At 46.6% G+C, this 15,841-nt stretch carries 9 protein-coding genes, 8 tRNA genes and 1 riboswitch; of the genes, 13 read left to right on the forward strand and 4 right to left on the reverse strand.

Going from position 1 to position 15,841, the window contains the following annotated elements; all coding sequences use genetic code 11:
- Positions 1-6: 6 nt before the first annotated feature.
- The 9 genes from SATMO3_RS10240 to SATMO3_RS10280 all read left to right on the forward strand — a co-directional run bounded on the left by SATMO3_RS10240 (position 7) and on the right by SATMO3_RS10280 (position 1,522).
- Positions 7-82 (forward strand) — tRNA-Lys (locus SATMO3_RS10240).
- A 4-nt stretch (positions 83-86) separates the two neighbouring features.
- A tRNA-Glu gene (locus SATMO3_RS10245) sits at positions 87-161 on the forward strand.
- Positions 162-232: 71 nt separating this feature from the next.
- A tRNA-Val gene (locus SATMO3_RS10250) sits at positions 233-308 on the forward strand.
- 80 nt (positions 309-388) lie between these two features.
- Positions 389-465: transfer RNA gene (locus SATMO3_RS10255), tRNA-Asp, on the forward strand.
- A gap of 3 nt (positions 466-468) precedes the next feature.
- Positions 469-544, forward strand: a tRNA-Phe gene (locus tag SATMO3_RS10260).
- Between the two features lie 5 nt (positions 545-549).
- Positions 550-624: transfer RNA gene (locus SATMO3_RS10265), tRNA-Gly, on the forward strand.
- Between the two features lie 7 nt (positions 625-631).
- Positions 632-706: transfer RNA gene (locus SATMO3_RS10270), tRNA-Cys, on the forward strand.
- A gap of 14 nt (positions 707-720) precedes the next feature.
- Positions 721-809: transfer RNA gene (locus tag SATMO3_RS10275), tRNA-Leu, on the forward strand.
- Between the two features lie 182 nt (positions 810-991).
- Positions 992-1,522 carry a GDSL-type esterase/lipase family protein gene (locus SATMO3_RS10280; protein WP_371380601.1) on the forward strand — a complete coding sequence of 177 codons (531 nt, stop codon included), beginning with the start codon at positions 992-994 and terminating at the stop codon, positions 1,520-1,522.
- Between the two features lie 122 nt (positions 1,523-1,644).
- Here the strand turns inward: SATMO3_RS10280 and SATMO3_RS10285 are convergent, their stop codons facing one another.
- Entirely contained in the window at positions 1,645-2,589 is a 945-nt protein-coding gene (locus tag SATMO3_RS10285; protein ID WP_371380603.1) for an NAD-dependent epimerase/dehydratase family protein, read from the reverse strand.
- A gap of 185 nt (positions 2,590-2,774) precedes the next feature.
- Here SATMO3_RS10285 and SATMO3_RS10290 point away from each other — a divergent pair, with 185 nt between their 5' ends.
- Complete coding sequence (locus tag SATMO3_RS10290; protein ID WP_371380605.1) at positions 2,775-4,484, forward strand: methyl-accepting chemotaxis protein; 1,710 nt, start codon at positions 2,775-2,777, stop codon at positions 4,482-4,484.
- Positions 4,485-4,556: 72 nt separating this feature from the next.
- Here the strand turns inward: SATMO3_RS10290 and SATMO3_RS10295 are convergent, their stop codons facing one another.
- The 3 genes from SATMO3_RS10295 to pyc form a co-directional block, all read right to left on the reverse strand.
- Positions 4,557-5,198 (reverse strand): hypothetical protein, encoded by a 642-nt coding sequence (locus tag SATMO3_RS10295; RefSeq protein WP_371380607.1) that lies wholly within the window; start codon positions 5,196-5,198, stop codon positions 4,557-4,559.
- A 13-nt stretch (positions 5,199-5,211) separates the two neighbouring features.
- Positions 5,212-6,510 (reverse strand): phosphomethylpyrimidine synthase ThiC, encoded by a 1,299-nt coding sequence (thiC, locus tag SATMO3_RS10300; protein ID WP_371380609.1) that lies wholly within the window; start codon positions 6,508-6,510, stop codon positions 5,212-5,214.
- 63 nt (positions 6,511-6,573) lie between these two features.
- Positions 6,574-6,670, reverse strand: a riboswitch (TPP riboswitch).
- Positions 6,671-6,710: 40 nt separating this feature from the next.
- A complete protein-coding gene (gene pyc / locus SATMO3_RS10305) occupies positions 6,711-10,160 on the reverse strand; it encodes a pyruvate carboxylase (RefSeq protein WP_371380611.1) in 3,450 nt (1,149 codons plus the stop codon).
- Between the two features lie 476 nt (positions 10,161-10,636).
- Between pyc and SATMO3_RS10310 the strand changes: the two genes are divergently transcribed.
- The 3 genes from SATMO3_RS10310 to SATMO3_RS10320 all read left to right on the forward strand — a co-directional run bounded on the left by SATMO3_RS10310 (position 10,637) and on the right by SATMO3_RS10320 (position 15,821).
- Positions 10,637-12,523: an ATP-binding protein gene (locus SATMO3_RS10310; RefSeq protein WP_371380613.1), complete on the forward strand. Its 1,887-nt coding sequence runs from the start codon at positions 10,637-10,639 to the stop codon at positions 12,521-12,523.
- 49 nt (positions 12,524-12,572) lie between these two features.
- Positions 12,573-13,283, forward strand: coding sequence for a response regulator (locus SATMO3_RS10315; RefSeq protein WP_371380615.1), 711 nt, complete (start codon positions 12,573-12,575; stop codon positions 13,281-13,283).
- Between the two features lie 378 nt (positions 13,284-13,661).
- Entirely contained in the window at positions 13,662-15,821 is a 2,160-nt protein-coding gene (locus SATMO3_RS10320; RefSeq protein WP_371380617.1) for a CDC48 family AAA ATPase, read from the forward strand.
- The last annotated feature ends 20 nt before the right edge of the window (positions 15,822-15,841 follow it).

Here is a 15,841-nt window from a genome sequence, read left to right on the forward strand (position 1 = left end):
TACGTCGACCTACTAGCTCAGTCGGTAGAGCACCTGACTTTTAATCAGGGTGTCCCGCGTTCGAGTCGCGGGTGGGTCACCATTCTGGCCCGTTGGTCAAGCGGTTAAGACACCGCCCTTTCACGGCGGTATCAAGGGTTCGATTCCCTTACGGGTCACCAATTTCGACATGCGATGTTCGAGGTGCGACATTCGATCGAGAATCGAATGTCTAAAATCGAACGTCGAATACGGGCGATTAGCTCAGCCGGGAGAGCGCCTGCCTTACAAGCAGGATGTCGGCAGTTCGATCCTGTCATCGCCCACCAATTTCGATACTGGATGCTAGACGCTCGACACTCGATAATTATCGAACATCGAAGGTCTAAAGTCGAAAATCGAATAATGCGGCCCCGTGGTGTAGCGGTCTAACATGCCGCCCTGTCACGGCGGAGATCGACGGTTCAAATCCGTTCGGGGTCGCCATTCGCCTCGGTAGCTCAGTCGGTAGAGCAGAGGACTGAAAATCCTCGTGTCGACAGTTCGATTCTGTCCTGAGGCACCATTTAAGCGGAAGTAGCTCAGCGGTAGAGCATCGCCTTGCCAAGGCGAGGGTCGCGAGTTCGAATCTCGTTTTCCGCTCCATTTATGTGGCGACATAGCCAAGTGGTAAGGCAGAGGTCTGCAAAACCTCTATTCCCCAGTTCAAATCTGGGTGTCGCCTCCAACTTAATTAAATATGCCGGGGTGGCGGAACTGGCAGACGCAACGGACTTAAAATCCGTCGGAAAGAAATTTCCGTACCGGTTCGATTCCGGTCCTCGGCACCAGTATAAAAGCTTACAGAGTTTGATCTGTAAGCTTTTTTATATTACAATTGAGGTTGAGAAGTTTTAAAGATTGTTGCTTACGCTCATGATAAAGCGCTAATATTAGCTAGAGTGCTAGGCAACAGTTGATAGCCAAAGCGTACCGACGAAACAGTATGTTTATTCGAAGGGTGATAAAATATATGAAAATAGTTACGATAGGCGATTCCATTACGTATGGATTTCCCTACACACCTGCTCAATCCTGGGTTCATATAACCGGTCGGGAATTAGGTATTCCCTTTATTAATCAAGGTATTAACGGTGACACAACTACTGGCATGCTGCGTAGGTTTAAGCAGGATGTTATCAATCTGGCTCCTTCGCATGTTATCATTATGGGGGGGACAAATGATGCCTTCGCCAGAGTGGACGAGACAATTGTTATTAACAATATCCGGCAGATGACTGAACAAGCGATAAATAATAGAGTGGTTCCACTGATCGGTTTGCCTATACCCTGCATCTATCGGGAAGATGAATATATACTTGGGGTATATCGTGAGGATATGCGGGAATATGCAATGGATAATAGTATAACAGTTATAGACTTTCATGCCGGCTTCATAAAATCCTCGCAAATGCTTTATGATGATGCCGTGCATCCCAATACTGAAGGCTATAAAATTATGGCAAATATCTGTATTGCTACATTCACACCCGAGAGGAGATAAACAGAAGAAGCAAATCGTGAGCAATATATTGTTTAATGAGCGTTATAATTCAATCCGGGGAATAGGTGCTGAATGTTTGAATACGCGCAATCGTTTATGAGCGTCCATTGAGGGCGTTTTTTTCATTTGCCGGAACTCGTAGTATTCATGACCTGTTGAACACAGGTGGCTAAGGCCTGGCGAAATAACTGCTGTGTATTGGTATTATCCAATAATGGCCGATAGCCAAGTTCATTATTTGCCTTAGACCAGCTAAGCTCCCAAGTCTCGTTTAAGAAAGCCGGACCGGTCCATTCGGCTGAAGGCGTTAACTGCAGCGGGGATTTAGAACCGGTTAAATCAATGATTAACTGAATGATCTCCAGCCAGGATAAATATAGGCTGCCGACATTATAAACTGTGCCGGTGGCATGTGGACGGGTTCCCGCTAACTCAACAGCAAGTCCGATATCGTCCATGGTGACAAACATACCGCCGGCTTCAGCCACCGTACGTATCGGCCGATTGGCGATTGCCAGCTTGATAAGTTCGCGTAAATGCTTGCCGGCGATCGAATCCCCAAAAGCCCACCAGAATCTTAAAATTGTTGTTGGGATGCCATATGTACAGCCAAGAACCGCACTGAGCTGTTCGGCACAATGTTTGGCAACCGAATAAAGCGGTTTACGCGCTTGTTCGGGATGACAGCAGTGAGTTTCTTCAATGGCAGAGGCGGCAGGAACGCCGTATACTCCTGCCGTACTGGCATAAATAAGCCGTTTGGCGCGGGCCGCTGCAGCGGCTTGTAACAGATTAATATGTCCTAAAATATCACTGCTAAACAATTCATGGGGGTCGTCGCTAAAGCTCCAGGCAAGATTGACGACAATATCATTGCCGGCAATTATATCTGTTAGCCGTGGTATGTCTCTAAGGTCGGCTTTAAGAATTGCAGGCTTTGTGCCAGCTATTGCTGTAAAGGATGCTTCTTCTTTATCAAAGAGAGTAACCTGGTGGCCATGTTTTAGCAAATAGACACATAGATGTTTTCCCACATCGCCGGCACCACCGGCCAGAACAATTTTCATGAGTGTTCCCCCTATTAATACTTACTATATGGGTTGCCCAGCCGGGTTATAATGCACTGTGTTCGCGTGCTTTAGTGTATTTCCTGCCCGGGTACAGTTTTGTAAATAAGAATCATAAAAAGCAGGCAGGTAAGTTATGGAAAGCAACGAATGTCTACAAAATAGTAGCTTAGGAGGTGATTTGTATGCGCATTCTGTCCGATTTTAAGACAGCCGCAAAAATCTATTCTCTAATCATATTTATGGTACTATGTTTAATTGGTGTAGGATGGGTAGGCTTGTATTCCGTAAGAGCATTGAGCCGGGAAATGACAATAATGTATCAGGACAGACTGATTCCCATTCAATTACTCGGAGAAGTTCGGTTACTCAGCAAAGACTCGGAGTCCAAATTAGTGGAATTGATTTTAACTGATGACCGGGATAAGCAACAAATAATTATTAAGAATATTCAGGATAATACAACCCGGATTAATCAGTTGCAGGCGGAGTATGCGAAAAGTAGTCTGGATGCTTACCAGACTGACAAGCTGGCTAATTTGGAGAAAGAGCTGACAGGGTACCGGAAAGTACGGCAGGATATCATTACCCTCGCCACTTCCGGCAGGCAACAAGAAGCGTTTGACCTATACAGCGGCAGCGCGTCCATCTTTAACGGGTCAACACAACTTCGACGGGAATTGATCGATTACAATAAAAATCTTGCCTTGCAATCAAACTTGCAGGAAATTAACGCGGCCACGCAGGTGGAAGGTGCTGTTTGGGGTGTGACGGCAGCAGCAGTTCTGCTGGCATGTATTTTTGGCCGACTGTTAGTAAAGATGATTGCTAAACCGTTGACTATGCTCACAGCCGGAGTACGCCAGGTTGCCGACGGGAACCTTACACAGCTCGTACCGGTTTCTGCAAAAGATGAATTTGGCCGGATGGGGTCGGAGTTTAACAGTATGACGGAGAAGTTGTGTCATATAATCAGAGAGGTCATCGAATCAGCAGAACACGTAAGCACTGCATCCAAGCAGTTAACGGCAAGCGCCGGACAGTCTGCCCAGGCTGCCAACCAGGTAGCCACTTCGGTTTCTGATATTTCCCAGGCTTCTCAAGAGCAGCTTTCAGCACTGACCGGTTCTCTTAAAGCGGTAGAAAAGATATCTTCGGCTATTCAACAAATTGCTGCAAATGCCGCTGCCGTCGCCACTGATGCTGACCGGACTACCGCAGCAGCGCAGACTGGCTGTAAGGAGATTGGAGCCGTAGTTGCCCAGATGGATTGTATTGAACAAACGGTAAAGGAATCGTCACAGGTAGTCACTGGGCTTGGCACGCGTTCTGAGGAAATTGGTCAAATCGTGAGTGTGATAACCAATATTGCCAGCCAAACGAATTTGTTAGCGCTCAACGCAGCAATTGAAGCGGCTCGTGCTGGTGAGCAGGGACGGGGATTTGCCGTAGTCGCGGATGAGGTTCGTAAGCTTGCAGAGCAGTCTCAGGCCGCCACGCAACAAATCTCCGGACTTATTAACGAAATACGGCAGGAGACGGAGCGGGCCGTAGTTGCTATGCACAAGGGGTCCAGGGAAGTAGAACTAGGCTCGCAGCAAGTGCATGGCTCAGGCAAGATATTTCAGGACATTGTCAGTTTCATCGACCTGGTATCAAAACAAACGAAGGGTATTTCCGGGGGGATTCAGGATATATCCCTTCATAGCAGCCAGATTGTTACAGCCATCCGGCATGTCAGTGAAACCGGTAAAGATATTCTTGGCCAGACCCAGACCGTATCGGCGGCGACAGAGGAACAGTCGGCTGCTATGGAGGAAATTGCATCATCCAGTCAGGCGCTTGCCAGGCTGGCGGAGGGATTACGTAAGAGTACCGGCCGGTTTAAGGTCTAAAAACAATCAAAAAAACACTCCTCGCAGGTATTCGTGTCCATAAAATACCTGGAGAGGAGTGTTTGCTATTTCCTACCGGTGGGAAGATTTAGGTCCCGGCGCCGCTGAACAGGCTGCCGGTGTGGCTGTATCGGCGATTTGGCCGGCGAACAGCTCACCAATGTCTTTAAGGATTGCAAAAAGAAGTGTGGGATTAATTAAGTCAGCTTTTTGACCGTATGTACTGATGAAAGGCCGGTCGTGATAAGTTGTTAGAGATTCACGGCCAGTTTCATACAGACTGTATTGCTGGCGGTTAAGCAGGGTATTCATCGCATCCAATAAGTCAAAAGCCCGGTAATGTGTTGCTGTTGTAACTATATGTCCGGAGAGTACCCGGTAAGCTTTACCTAGCGTCCAGTCATGTATCTTAAGCATATTGTCCGGTGCTTTCTGGCTGAGCAATTGATATAAGATCTGTTCATTACACGCAAAAGCGGTCCGAAAAAATACAAAAGTTATAAACCAGCGAAATTCGGATTCGCCGGTAGCGGCAGGGGGGAGTAACCGGCGTTGAAGAGCAAAGTACTGCTGGCAATAAACAAGGGCTTGCGTCATGCTTCTGAAAAATTGATGATGTGTATTGTCGGATCGACAACGGTATGCCAGCAATAGTTTCGAACGGTAAAATTCAATTAACTCCTGTAATTGCTTTATTTCCGAAACATTCTTCATGACATTCCATCCCTTACAGAATGCTCAAATCTTCTCCGTCCAGAATCTTCTTCATGTTCTTCATAGGACACATTTTGCCGCACATGGTGCAAGTGTCTTCGCATTCTGGCGCAGATTCCTTACGGTATTGCCTGGCCTTTTCCGGGTCAATAGCTAATTCAATCATTTTAGGGAAGTCTACTTCAGCCCGGGCAGCACTCATTTGATTATCCCATTCCCTGGCGCCGGGAATACCTTTGGCAATATCGGCTGCGTGGGCGGCAATCCGGGCCGCAATAATACCTTCCTTCATGTCATCCAGGTTAGGGAGGCGGAGATGTTCGGCCGGTGTTACATAACAGAGGAAATCGGCCCCGTTGGCAGCCGCGATGGCTCCGCCGATAGCACTCGTAATGTGGTCGTAGCCAGGGGCAATATCAGTTACCAGCGGGCCCAATACATAGAAAGGGGCGCCATGGCATAAGCTCTTCTCCAACTGCATGTTGGCGGCAATTTCATTAAGCGGTACATGTCCGGGCCCCTCGATCATAACTTGCACGTTTCTTGCCCAGGCACGTTTGGTTAATTCACCCATAGTTATAAGTTCTTCAATTTGCGCCGGATCGGTGGCATCATTGATTGAGCCCGGACGACAGGCATCTCCCAGACTGATGGTAACATCATATTTTTCACAGATGTCGAGCAGGCGGTCATAGTATTCATAAAAGGGATTTTCCCGATGATTAAGTTCCATCCAGGCAAAAAGCAACGAGCCGCCACGGGAAACAATATTGGTGAGGCGCTTATTTTTTTTCACACGTTCAGCTGTTTTCTGGTTTATGGCACAGTGGATGGTCATGAAGTCGACCCCGTCTTCGGCATGTCTTTCCACCACAGAGAAGAACTCGTCAACCGTGATATCCTTTAGATCTTTGTCGAGCATGCCGACAGCATCATACATGGGAACAGTACCGATCATTACCGGGGAAATCTCAATTAATTTCCGGCGGAAATCACGGGTTTTGCCATAGCAGCTCAAATCCATAATTGCTTCTGCCTTTAATTCGATTGCCTTCTTAGCTTTCGCCAATTCAAGCTCAGGGTCATAGCAATCTTTGGAAACACCTAAATTGACGTTAATCTTAGTGCGGAGTTTCTCGCCGACACCCTTGGGACTCAGCCGGGTGTGGTGACGATTGGCCGGAATTACGACCTTACCGCTTGCTACTGACTGGCGCAAGAGCTCAGGCTCCAGCTGCTCTTCCAGCGCTACTTTACGCATCTGTTCTGTAATGATTCCTTTTCTCGCGGCATCCATCTGTGTAGTGTACATAAAAATACCCCTCCTCTTAATATTTTTAGCTATAGAAAGAGGTGGGGCAGGCAAGCTTCCTTAATGAACATATGAATGCTTTCCTACGGTGGTACTAACCACATCAGGTTCGAGGGTTGGATAAAATCCTCTCAGCCATTTGGCACCCCTAGCTATAACTAATAAAACTTTAATAAATTTTATATTGCACCTATTATAAGCTATGCTTTGGTTGATTTCAAGAGTTCAATTAATAAATCTCCTGTTTCCACGGGATCTTGCGGTTTTACAAAGAGTTCTTTTATGATTCCGTCAAAAGGAGCCTGAATTGTAGTCTCCATTTTCATAGCTTCTGTGACCAGTAAGTGATCGCCCTTTTTGACATGATCGCCTTTTTCTACCATGACTTTTACAACTTTCCCCGTCATCGAAGCGCCAATCTGATTGGGATTCTCTTTGTCGGCTTTTATTCGGGAAAGTACAACTGTTTTTATGCTCTTATCCTTTATTATGACTTCGCGCGGCAAGCCGTTCAGCTCAAAATTAACAATCCGGGTGCCATCTGGAAGCGGATCTTCAATAGAAACCAGTTTGATAACCAGTGTTTTGCCTTCTTCAATATCTACCCTGATTTCTTCTCTTAAGTTTAGACCATGGAACAGAGTAAGTGTATCCAGAATAGACACATCACCATAAGTATTGACAAAATCCGCCCAATCTGCAAACACTTTGGGATATAACGAATGGGCCAATACATCGCAGGTGGTTACAGGCCGCTGCAAAATTCCCGACAAGCCATCGCGAATTTCATTAAAGTTAGCAGCTTCAAGGGCTTCACCGGGTCTTGCGGTTAACGGTTTTTTGCCCTTTAGGATAATGCGCTGCAACTCTTTCGGAAAACCCTGGTAGGGCTGACCAATCTGGCCGGAAAAGAATTCTACGACGGAGTTGGGGAAGGCCAGCGTATCACCAGTCTCGTAGATATCATCTTCCGTCAAATTGTTTTCAACCATATATAAGGCCATGTCGCCGACTATTTTAGATGATGGCGTTACTTTTATGATATCGCCGAACATATCATTTACATGCCGGTAAACTTCTTTGACTTTATCCCATTGGCTTTCCAGCCCCAGTGATTTTGCCTGCTGCCGCAAATTACTGTATTGTCCGCCAGGCATTTCGTGCTGATATACCTCAGGATTAGGGAAGAAGAGGCTGCTTTCGAAATCTTTATAATAGGCGCGGACATCTTCCCAGTAATGGGATAATTGATTTAAAGCGTGGATATCTAATTTAGGCTGGCGCGAATGAGCCTCTAATGCATAGTACAGAGTATTGCCGCTCGGCTGCGAAGACATGCCGGACATGGCGGAGACGGCAGTATCAACAATATCGACGCCGGCGTCAATTGCCCGGGCATACGAATAGATACCGTTGCCGCTGGTGTCATGCATATGCAGGTGAACAGGAAGTTCTACAGCCTCTTTGAGGGCCGAAATCAGGCGATAGGCAGCTTCCGGTTTGAGCAAACCGGCCATGTCTTTAATACACAGAATATGTGCGCCGGCCTGTTCAATCTCTTTAGCCAATTTTACGTAATAGTTCAAGTCATATTTAGGACGGGCAGGGTTCAGAATATCCCCGGCATAACATACTGCGACTTCGGCAACCTTGCCTGACTGCCGTACTGCATCGATAGCAACCCTCATGCCATCCAGCCAGTTCAAGCTGTCAAATATGCGGAAGACATCAATACCCGATTCGGCGGCCTGAGCCACAAACGCGCGTATGACATTATCCGGGTAACTGGTATAGCCAACGGCATTCGAGCCGCGCAGCAGCATCTGAAATAAAACGTTAGGTGCCTGTTTGCGAAGAGCCTCCAGCCGTTTCCAGGGATCTTCCTTCAAAAACCGGTAGGCAACGTCAAAGGTGGCGCCGCCCCACATTTCGAACGAAAACAGGTTAGGCAGCATGTGGGCGGTCGGGGTGATGATATTCAGCATGTCGTGAGTGCGAACCCGGGTGGCAAGCAGGGACTGATGGGCGTCCCTGAGGGTGGTATCAGTAATTAAAACTTCTTTTTGTTCTTTAATCCAGGCTACGAGGCCGTCAGGGCCGCGCTGATCAAGTATTTGTTTGGTGCCGTCAGCTAAAGAGCCTTTGGGCGTTTGGGGAAGTCTGGCCGGCGGATAAGATGGCTTGGCGCGTTTGGCCAGACCTTCAAACCCGTTAACTGTCGTTTCGGCCAGATATTGCAGCAGTTTACTGCCTCTGTCCTGAGCCTGGGAGAATACGAACAATTCCGGGGAGGTATCAATAAAGGTAGTATAATAATGTCCGCTTAGGAAATCATCATGGTTGACTACGTTATAGAGGAACGGAATGTTGGATTTTATACCGCGAATGCGGAATTCACCCAGGCAGCGCTTCATTTTAGCAATAGCGCTTTTATGAGTCAGGCCCCAGGTAGAAACTTTTACTAACAGTGAATCGTAATAAGGGGTGATCACTGAACCGGCATACGCGTTGCCGGCGTCCAGCCGGACGCCAAAGCCGCCGCCACTGCGGTAAGCCGTAATTTTGCCGGTATCAGGCATAAATTGGTTGGCAGGGTCTTCGGTGGTTACCCGGCACTGGATGGCATGACCGTTGCATTTGACACTGCTTTGATCGGGGACGCCAATCCGTTCATCACTCAGGCTGGTGCCGTCGGCGATAAATAACTGGGCCTGAACAATGTCAACACCGGTGATCATCTCGGTGATAGTATGTTCTACCTGAATCCGGGGATTAACCTCAATGAAATAAAACTGCTGATCAGGTGTTACCAAAAACTCAACCGTACCGGCGCTGATGTAGCCAACAGCCTTCATCAGGCGGACGGCCGCATTACAGATTTCATGACGCAGTTCGTCTGAAAGCGAGATACTGGGCGCTATTTCAATTACCTTCTGGTGGCGGCGCTGCACTGAGCAGTCTCTTTCGTACAAATGAATGACGTTGCCTTGCTGGTCGCCTAAAATCTGTACCTCAATATGTTTCGGGTATTCCAGCAGGCGCTCGACATATATCTGATCGTCGCCAAAAGATGCCTTGGCTTCTGATTTAGCCCGTAAATAAGATTCCTCGATGGAAGCCGCTGTGCGGACAATTCGCATACCGCGGCCGCCGCCGCCTAAGATGGCTTTAATAATGAACGGATAGCCAAAATGTTCAGCGAAAGCCTTGACTTCCTCAAGACTGTGTACAGGACCGTTGCTTCCCGGAATAACCGGCAGGCCTGCAGCCACGGCTTGTGCGCGGGCATTAATTTTATCGCCAAACATAGCCAGCTGTTCAATAGTAGGACCAATGAAAATAATACCTTCCTCATGGCAGCGCTTAGCAAGGTTAATGTTTTCAGATAAAAAGCCATAGCCAGGATGAATAGCATCTACGCCGCGATTCTTGGCTATACGCAGGATTCCTTCAATATCAAGATAGGCGTCGACCGGACTCTTGCCCTCGCCTACTAAATAAGCTTCATCGGCTTTGTAGCGGTGCAGTGAAAAGATATCCTCTTTAGAATAGACTGCAATTGTGCGTATGCCTAACTCATTACAGGCCCGGATGACTCGGATGGCAATTTCTCCCCGGTTGGCAACCAGCACCGTTTTAATTTTCTTCATTGACTTTACCTCCTAAAACCACCAATAGTGCATTTAAAAAATACAACTGTAATTCGTAATTTACCACCGATTTACAAAAAACACAAGTGGAATTGCCAAAAAATAATAGTATAGTTATTTTTTATAGATACAGCTGCAGTTTTTTATAACTCCACATTTTTTGAGTATTCAATATAATCTTTTATAATAATTTTTAGTTTCTGTAAAATTTTATATTTTAGATTGCAAGATAAAATGGGATATACGTCAGTTTGTTCGCTGTCAGGTGAAATTTCATCAATTTGGGCGCCGGAGGGCCGGTTTTTATCCAGTGGCGTCACTTGGCTGACCTCCCCATGATTTATCTGTAAAGTCTGAAAAAAGTAATGGAAAAAGATGTAATTTAGTTATATAATAAACATTAGTACTGTATTTAGTCAACGAAACAATAACAAAAGCAAATAAAGTAACAAAAAAATGTGGAGTAAGGTGGTTCTATGAGTCGGTTGTCAACTATTCTGGAATCTATCCAGGATGAAGTCAATGCAGGTACTGTCTTTGAACTAGACACTGCAGGCGAGCCGGTTTCTTACGCCAGCATGCCCCGGGAAGAACTAAAGCAGGAAATTATCCAACTGACAAAAGCGCTCATTCAGTCCATCGCATATGACACGTTTACACCCTTGAATGTTTATCTTAGCCGGGTCTGCAAGCTTAGGCTCGAGCAGGGGATTAAACTATCTGATATCATGTTGCTTTTTGATGTATATGAAAAGTCTGTGAAAGATGTCATGTCTTTATTCCTAAAAGATGATTGGACCAGCCTTAACCGTTACCGGCGAGAGATTGACTCCTTGCTGGATAGAACACGGGTTTTTGTTTCCGATTATTTTTTTTCTTTATATGAGGAAACGGTTTATAAGCAATTTGAGCAATTACAGGCTATTAATGAGATTGCCGCCTGCCTTACGTCTTCGCTTGACTTACAGGAGGTATTGGATTTTATTGTGGTTAGTGCGCTGCGTTTATTTGGCGCTGATTGTGGCAGCATTTTATTGATTAATGAGAATGGTGACCGGCATGCGCCTATTATGGCCGGTTGGCAGGACAACCATTCTGCAGCCATTATTTCCGGGATGATAGTCTATACCACAAGTATTATGGAGATCAGGCATGATACGCTCCAATCCGGCCAGGTTAAGACTGTCTTTGAGCGGGAAGGTCTGGCTAATGTAACAGTAATAAAGTTGTATTTGCATGAAGTGGATATGGGAGTTCTGATCATTGGTTTTCGTTCCAGCAGGGAAAAAGCCCAGGTTGATCACAAACTCCTTAAGACATTTGCCAATCATGCTGCTATCGCTGTTCATAATGCGCAATTATACGGCGATGCCGATTTTAAGCTTCAGCAGCGTATTCATCAGGTAACCGTTATCCTGGAGCAAAAACGGGCAATCATGCATTGTATGCGCGAAGGTGTCGTTGCCATCAATGCCGATGGCTTTATCGATATGATAAATAGCGAAGGTCAACGCTTATTAGGCCGCCAGGATAATATTATTGGCAAACATATCTGGGAGGTGCTTCCCAATTCACGTCTGCCGTTAGTTATTAAGACGATGCAGGCCGAATACGATCAGGAGCAGGAAGTAGGAAATAAAGCCATCATCACCAACAGGGTACCGCTAATTGTAAACGGGACTGTTATCGGGGCCATTGCCACCTTTCGGGATAAACAGGATGTAAAATTGCTTGCCGAGGAACTGGTTGGCCTGAAAAGCCTCCTGGAGTCGATGCGGGCTCAGTCGCATGAATTCGCCAATAAACTTCATGCCATATCCGGGCTGATTCAGATGAAACAATATGATAAAGTAGTTGAGCTTATTACTTTAATGTATAAAAGTCAGCAGGATATGGTCAGTTCTATCGTCAGGCGAATAAAGGATCAAGCCACAGCAGGTCTGCTGATTGGGAAAATAAGCCAGTCAAGCGAACAGGGAATTTCGCTGAAACTGCATTCCCGGAGTAAACTGATGGCGTTGCCGCCTGGCTTCAGTAGCTTATCTATGGTAACCGTCCTGGGCAATTTAATCAGCAATGCCATGGAAGCGGTTGAGAGCCTGCCGGCCGAACGGCGGGCTATAAGTGTCTATGTGTTTGAAGGCAGGAAGTATCTTAATATTACGGTCAGTGATCAGGGAAAAGGGATACCCGCGTCTGTTCAGAGAAAGATTTATCAGCGCGGTTTTTCAACAAAACAAGGGAATAGGGGGGGCGGATTAGCTTTAGTCAGGCAGGAGGTGAAGATTTGCGGAGGTACGATTACCGTACATTCGCGCGAAAATGAAGGCAGTACATTTCAGGTAAAAATACCAATACGGTAAGAGATACCAATACGGTAAACCTAGAGCAAGATAGGGAGGGAACCGGATTATGGGAATCACTATTACTATTGTGGAAGATGACCCTATGGTTCTGGAACTTCACCGGCAGTACATTAACCAGATCAAAGGGTACAAACTGATCGGGCAAGCGGCAAATGCCGCCGATGGGTATGAAATCATCAAGAAAAGCCGGCCGCAGTTAGTTATACTGGATGTATATATGCCGGGTGAAAGCGGTATTGATTTATTGAGGCGAATAAGAGCTGAGGGCATTAACATTGATGTTATTCTGGTTACTGCCGCCCACCGTGCGGATACAATCCAACAAGGCATGCAATGCGGGGTGGTTGACTATATCATTAAACCGTTTACTTTCCAGCGTTTTAAAAAAGCGTTAAAGAATTATCAGCAATACTATGATAGGCTAAGCAACGCTCAGCAGCTCTGTCAGCGGGACATTGACTGTCTAAAGGGCGCAGTTTCGGGAGAAACTGTCGCCAGTTGTCTGGATGATTTGAAGGACCATATTCCCAAGGGACTGGACAAGGTGACTCTGGAATCTGTTCTCTATACAATTAATGATCAGTCCGGATATTTCACCGCCGGCGAAATTTCCAAACTGGTTGGCATATCCAGAGTCACCGTAAGGCGCTATTTAAACTATTTATTTGATAACGGCTGGCTCAAAGGTATTCTTTCCTATGGTCCGGTGGGGAGGCCGTTACACAAATACATTAAGAATGATTCATTTTCTATGTAGTGATTAAGGAGATAGTAAACAACTCGGCAGCGAGAGTTTGCTGTCTCTTTTTTGTCCTGTTCGCAAGTCTAACCTTAGGCCTGGATACGGGCAACATCGGCTTGCACTTTCGTCAAAGACTCGGTGCAAGCCGTGTTTTCTTTATCCTGATAGAAAGTATAACTTAGGCCTGGATACGGGCAACATCGGCTTGTACTTTCGTCAAAGACTCGGTGCAAGCCGTGTTTTCTTTATGCACAATTAGAGCGGTTTGTATGAATTATATTTACAAAAGTATCCTTATTTACCATATAATAGTCAAGTTGGGGCGTGTACCTTATAATGAGAATTGTAAAGCACATCCAAAACAGACCGCCTTCTAAAGGGGGATAACCAAAAGTGGAAAAGGTACTGTCCTTTAGAGTTGCTGATGCTATGCCTGAAGATGTTGGTCAAGGCTATGTCCGGCTTGATAATGCGGATATGGAGCAACTGGAGATTATCATAGGCGACATTGTGGAAATTCAGGGCCGCAAAACGACAGTAGCTAAAGCGGTTCCCTGTTACAGCCAATTCAAGAATCAAAATTTGGCCCAACTGGAATCCATCGTTAGAGAAAATGCCGGCGTAGGTATCGACGAGAGAGTAACCGTGCGGAAGGTTATACGTCAGCAGGCTCAAACGGTGGTTTTGAGCCCGCTGGATGTGACGATAGATTTTAGCGATGCCCAGGATATCAAACATCTGGAGCGGGTCTTAAACGGATTGCCGATGATTACCGGTGACCGGGTTAAGGTTAGCCTTGCCGGGGCAAGAAGTCAGTATTTCACGGTTATCGGCACTGCGCCGCAAGGACCGGTTATAGTGAATACGGCTACCAAAATCAAAGTCACAAAAGCGGATGCCTCGGAAGACAGAAGTTTTCGCGCTTCTTATGAAGATGTCGGTGGCCTTGACAAGGAGTTGCAACGGGTAAGGGAAATGGTAGAACTGCCCTTGAAATTTCCTGAGATCTTCCGGCAGTTAGGTGTGGAAGCCCCTAAGGGAGTGCTGCTGTACGGTCCGCCTGGTACGGGAAAAACCCTGATGGCCAGAGCGGTAGCCAGTGAAACTAACGCGGCATTCCTGCATGTAAACGGACCTGAAATCATTAATAAGTTTTATGGTGAAAGCGAAGCCCGCTTAAGAGAAATATTTGAAACTGCCCAACGACGCGCTCCGGGTATCATATTTATTGATGAGATTGATGCCATTGCGCCTAAACGAACTGATGTAATTGGTGATGTCGAAAAACGGGTCGTGGCTCAGTTGCTGGCTTTGATGGATGGTTTAAAGAACCGGGGACAGGTTATTGTTATCGGCGCCACCAATGTACCGGATATGGTTGATCCGGCGCTTAGACGCCCGGGACGGTTCGACAGGGAATTATCAATTAATCCACCTGATAGATTCGGAAGATTGAGAATATTAAAAATACACACCCGTTCGATGAAAGTGGATGCTTCCGTTAATCTAGATAAACTTGCGCAAATGACGCATGGCTTTGTTGGCGCTGATATCGCCATTCTCTGCAAAGAGGCCGGAATGAACGCCGTTAGACGGCTCCTGCCGCAGATTGATTTTGCTGCAGGCATTACGGAAGAAGCTTTAAATAAACTGACAATAACTATGGAAGACTTTCATGTCGCATTCCGGGAAGTGGAACCTACGGCAACCAGGGAGTTTTTCTCTGAACGCCCTACAGTCAAGTGGGAGCAGGTTGGGGGCCTCGAGGATATTAAGAAAAATCTCCAGGCAATGATTGAAATACCCCTGCAGCACTATGATCTTGTTAAAGAAATTCAACACAACATGCCCAAGGGATTTTTACTGACAGGGCGGCCAGGAACAGGCAAAACGCTTGTGGTAAAGGCTTTGGCCGGTTCCAGTGAAGCTCATTTTATCGCCGTCGATGCCGCAACGCTTAATTCCCGCTGGTTCGGTGAAGCGGAAAAAGGATTGCGCTTAATCTTCAAACGCGCCAAACAGATTGCACCTTGTATCTTGTTCTTTGATGAAATTGATGCTTTGGCGCCTGTCCGCGCAGTTACCGACAGAAGCGGAACAGACCGGCTGGTGAGCCAGTTGCTTTTGGAATTAGACAGCCTTATGGCGAGTGCCAATGTGATTGTTGTTGCCGCAACTAACAGGCCTGATATGGTTGATCCGGCGCTTATGCGTCCGGGGAGATTTGATTACATTGTTGAATTACCGCTCCCCGGGCCAGAGGAACGCCTGGAGATCTTCAGGATTCATACCGCGACTATGCCGCTGGCAGTCGATGTTAATCTCCGGTTCTTGGTAAACCCGACCGCTGGCATGGCCGGATCGGATATTGAAGCAATTTGCAAGCATGCTTCTTTGTCCGCTATGAAACGTTATGTTAGTCAACCGCGGAATGTAGCTGCTATGTCTGAGGGTTTTAAGGTATTGATGGATGACTTTAGCTACGGACTGCGTCAAGTATCTCAAAAAACAGATGGCGGTTGCCAAACGGGGGTGATGGCCAAAGAACGGTAATTTCGGTTCTCACCGGTCAC

This window comes from Sporomusa aerivorans, assembly GCF_041428895.1.
Lineage (GTDB): Bacteria > Bacillota > Negativicutes > Sporomusales > Sporomusaceae > Sporomusa > Sporomusa aerivorans.

Coding starts and splice junctions, on each gene's coding strand:
- SATMO3_RS10280 (WP_371380601.1), top strand. CDS start 992: ATGAAAATAGTTACGATAGGCGATTCCATTACGTATGGATTTCCCTAC.
- SATMO3_RS10285 (WP_371380603.1), bottom strand. CDS start 2,589: ATGAAAATTGTTCTGGCCGGTGGTGCCGGCGATGTGGGAAAACATCTA.
- SATMO3_RS10290 (WP_371380605.1), top strand. CDS start 2,775: ATGCGCATTCTGTCCGATTTTAAGACAGCCGCAAAAATCTATTCTCTA.
- SATMO3_RS10295 (WP_371380607.1), bottom strand. CDS start 5,198: ATGAAGAATGTTTCGGAAATAAAGCAATTACAGGAGTTAATTGAATTT.
- thiC (WP_371380609.1), bottom strand. CDS start 6,510: ATGTACACTACACAGATGGATGCCGCGAGAAAAGGAATCATTACAGAA.
- pyc (WP_371380611.1), bottom strand. CDS start 10,160: ATGAAGAAAATTAAAACGGTGCTGGTTGCCAACCGGGGAGAAATTGCC.
- SATMO3_RS10310 (WP_371380613.1), top strand. CDS start 10,637: ATGAGTCGGTTGTCAACTATTCTGGAATCTATCCAGGATGAAGTCAAT.
- SATMO3_RS10315 (WP_371380615.1), top strand. CDS start 12,573: ATGGGAATCACTATTACTATTGTGGAAGATGACCCTATGGTTCTGGAA.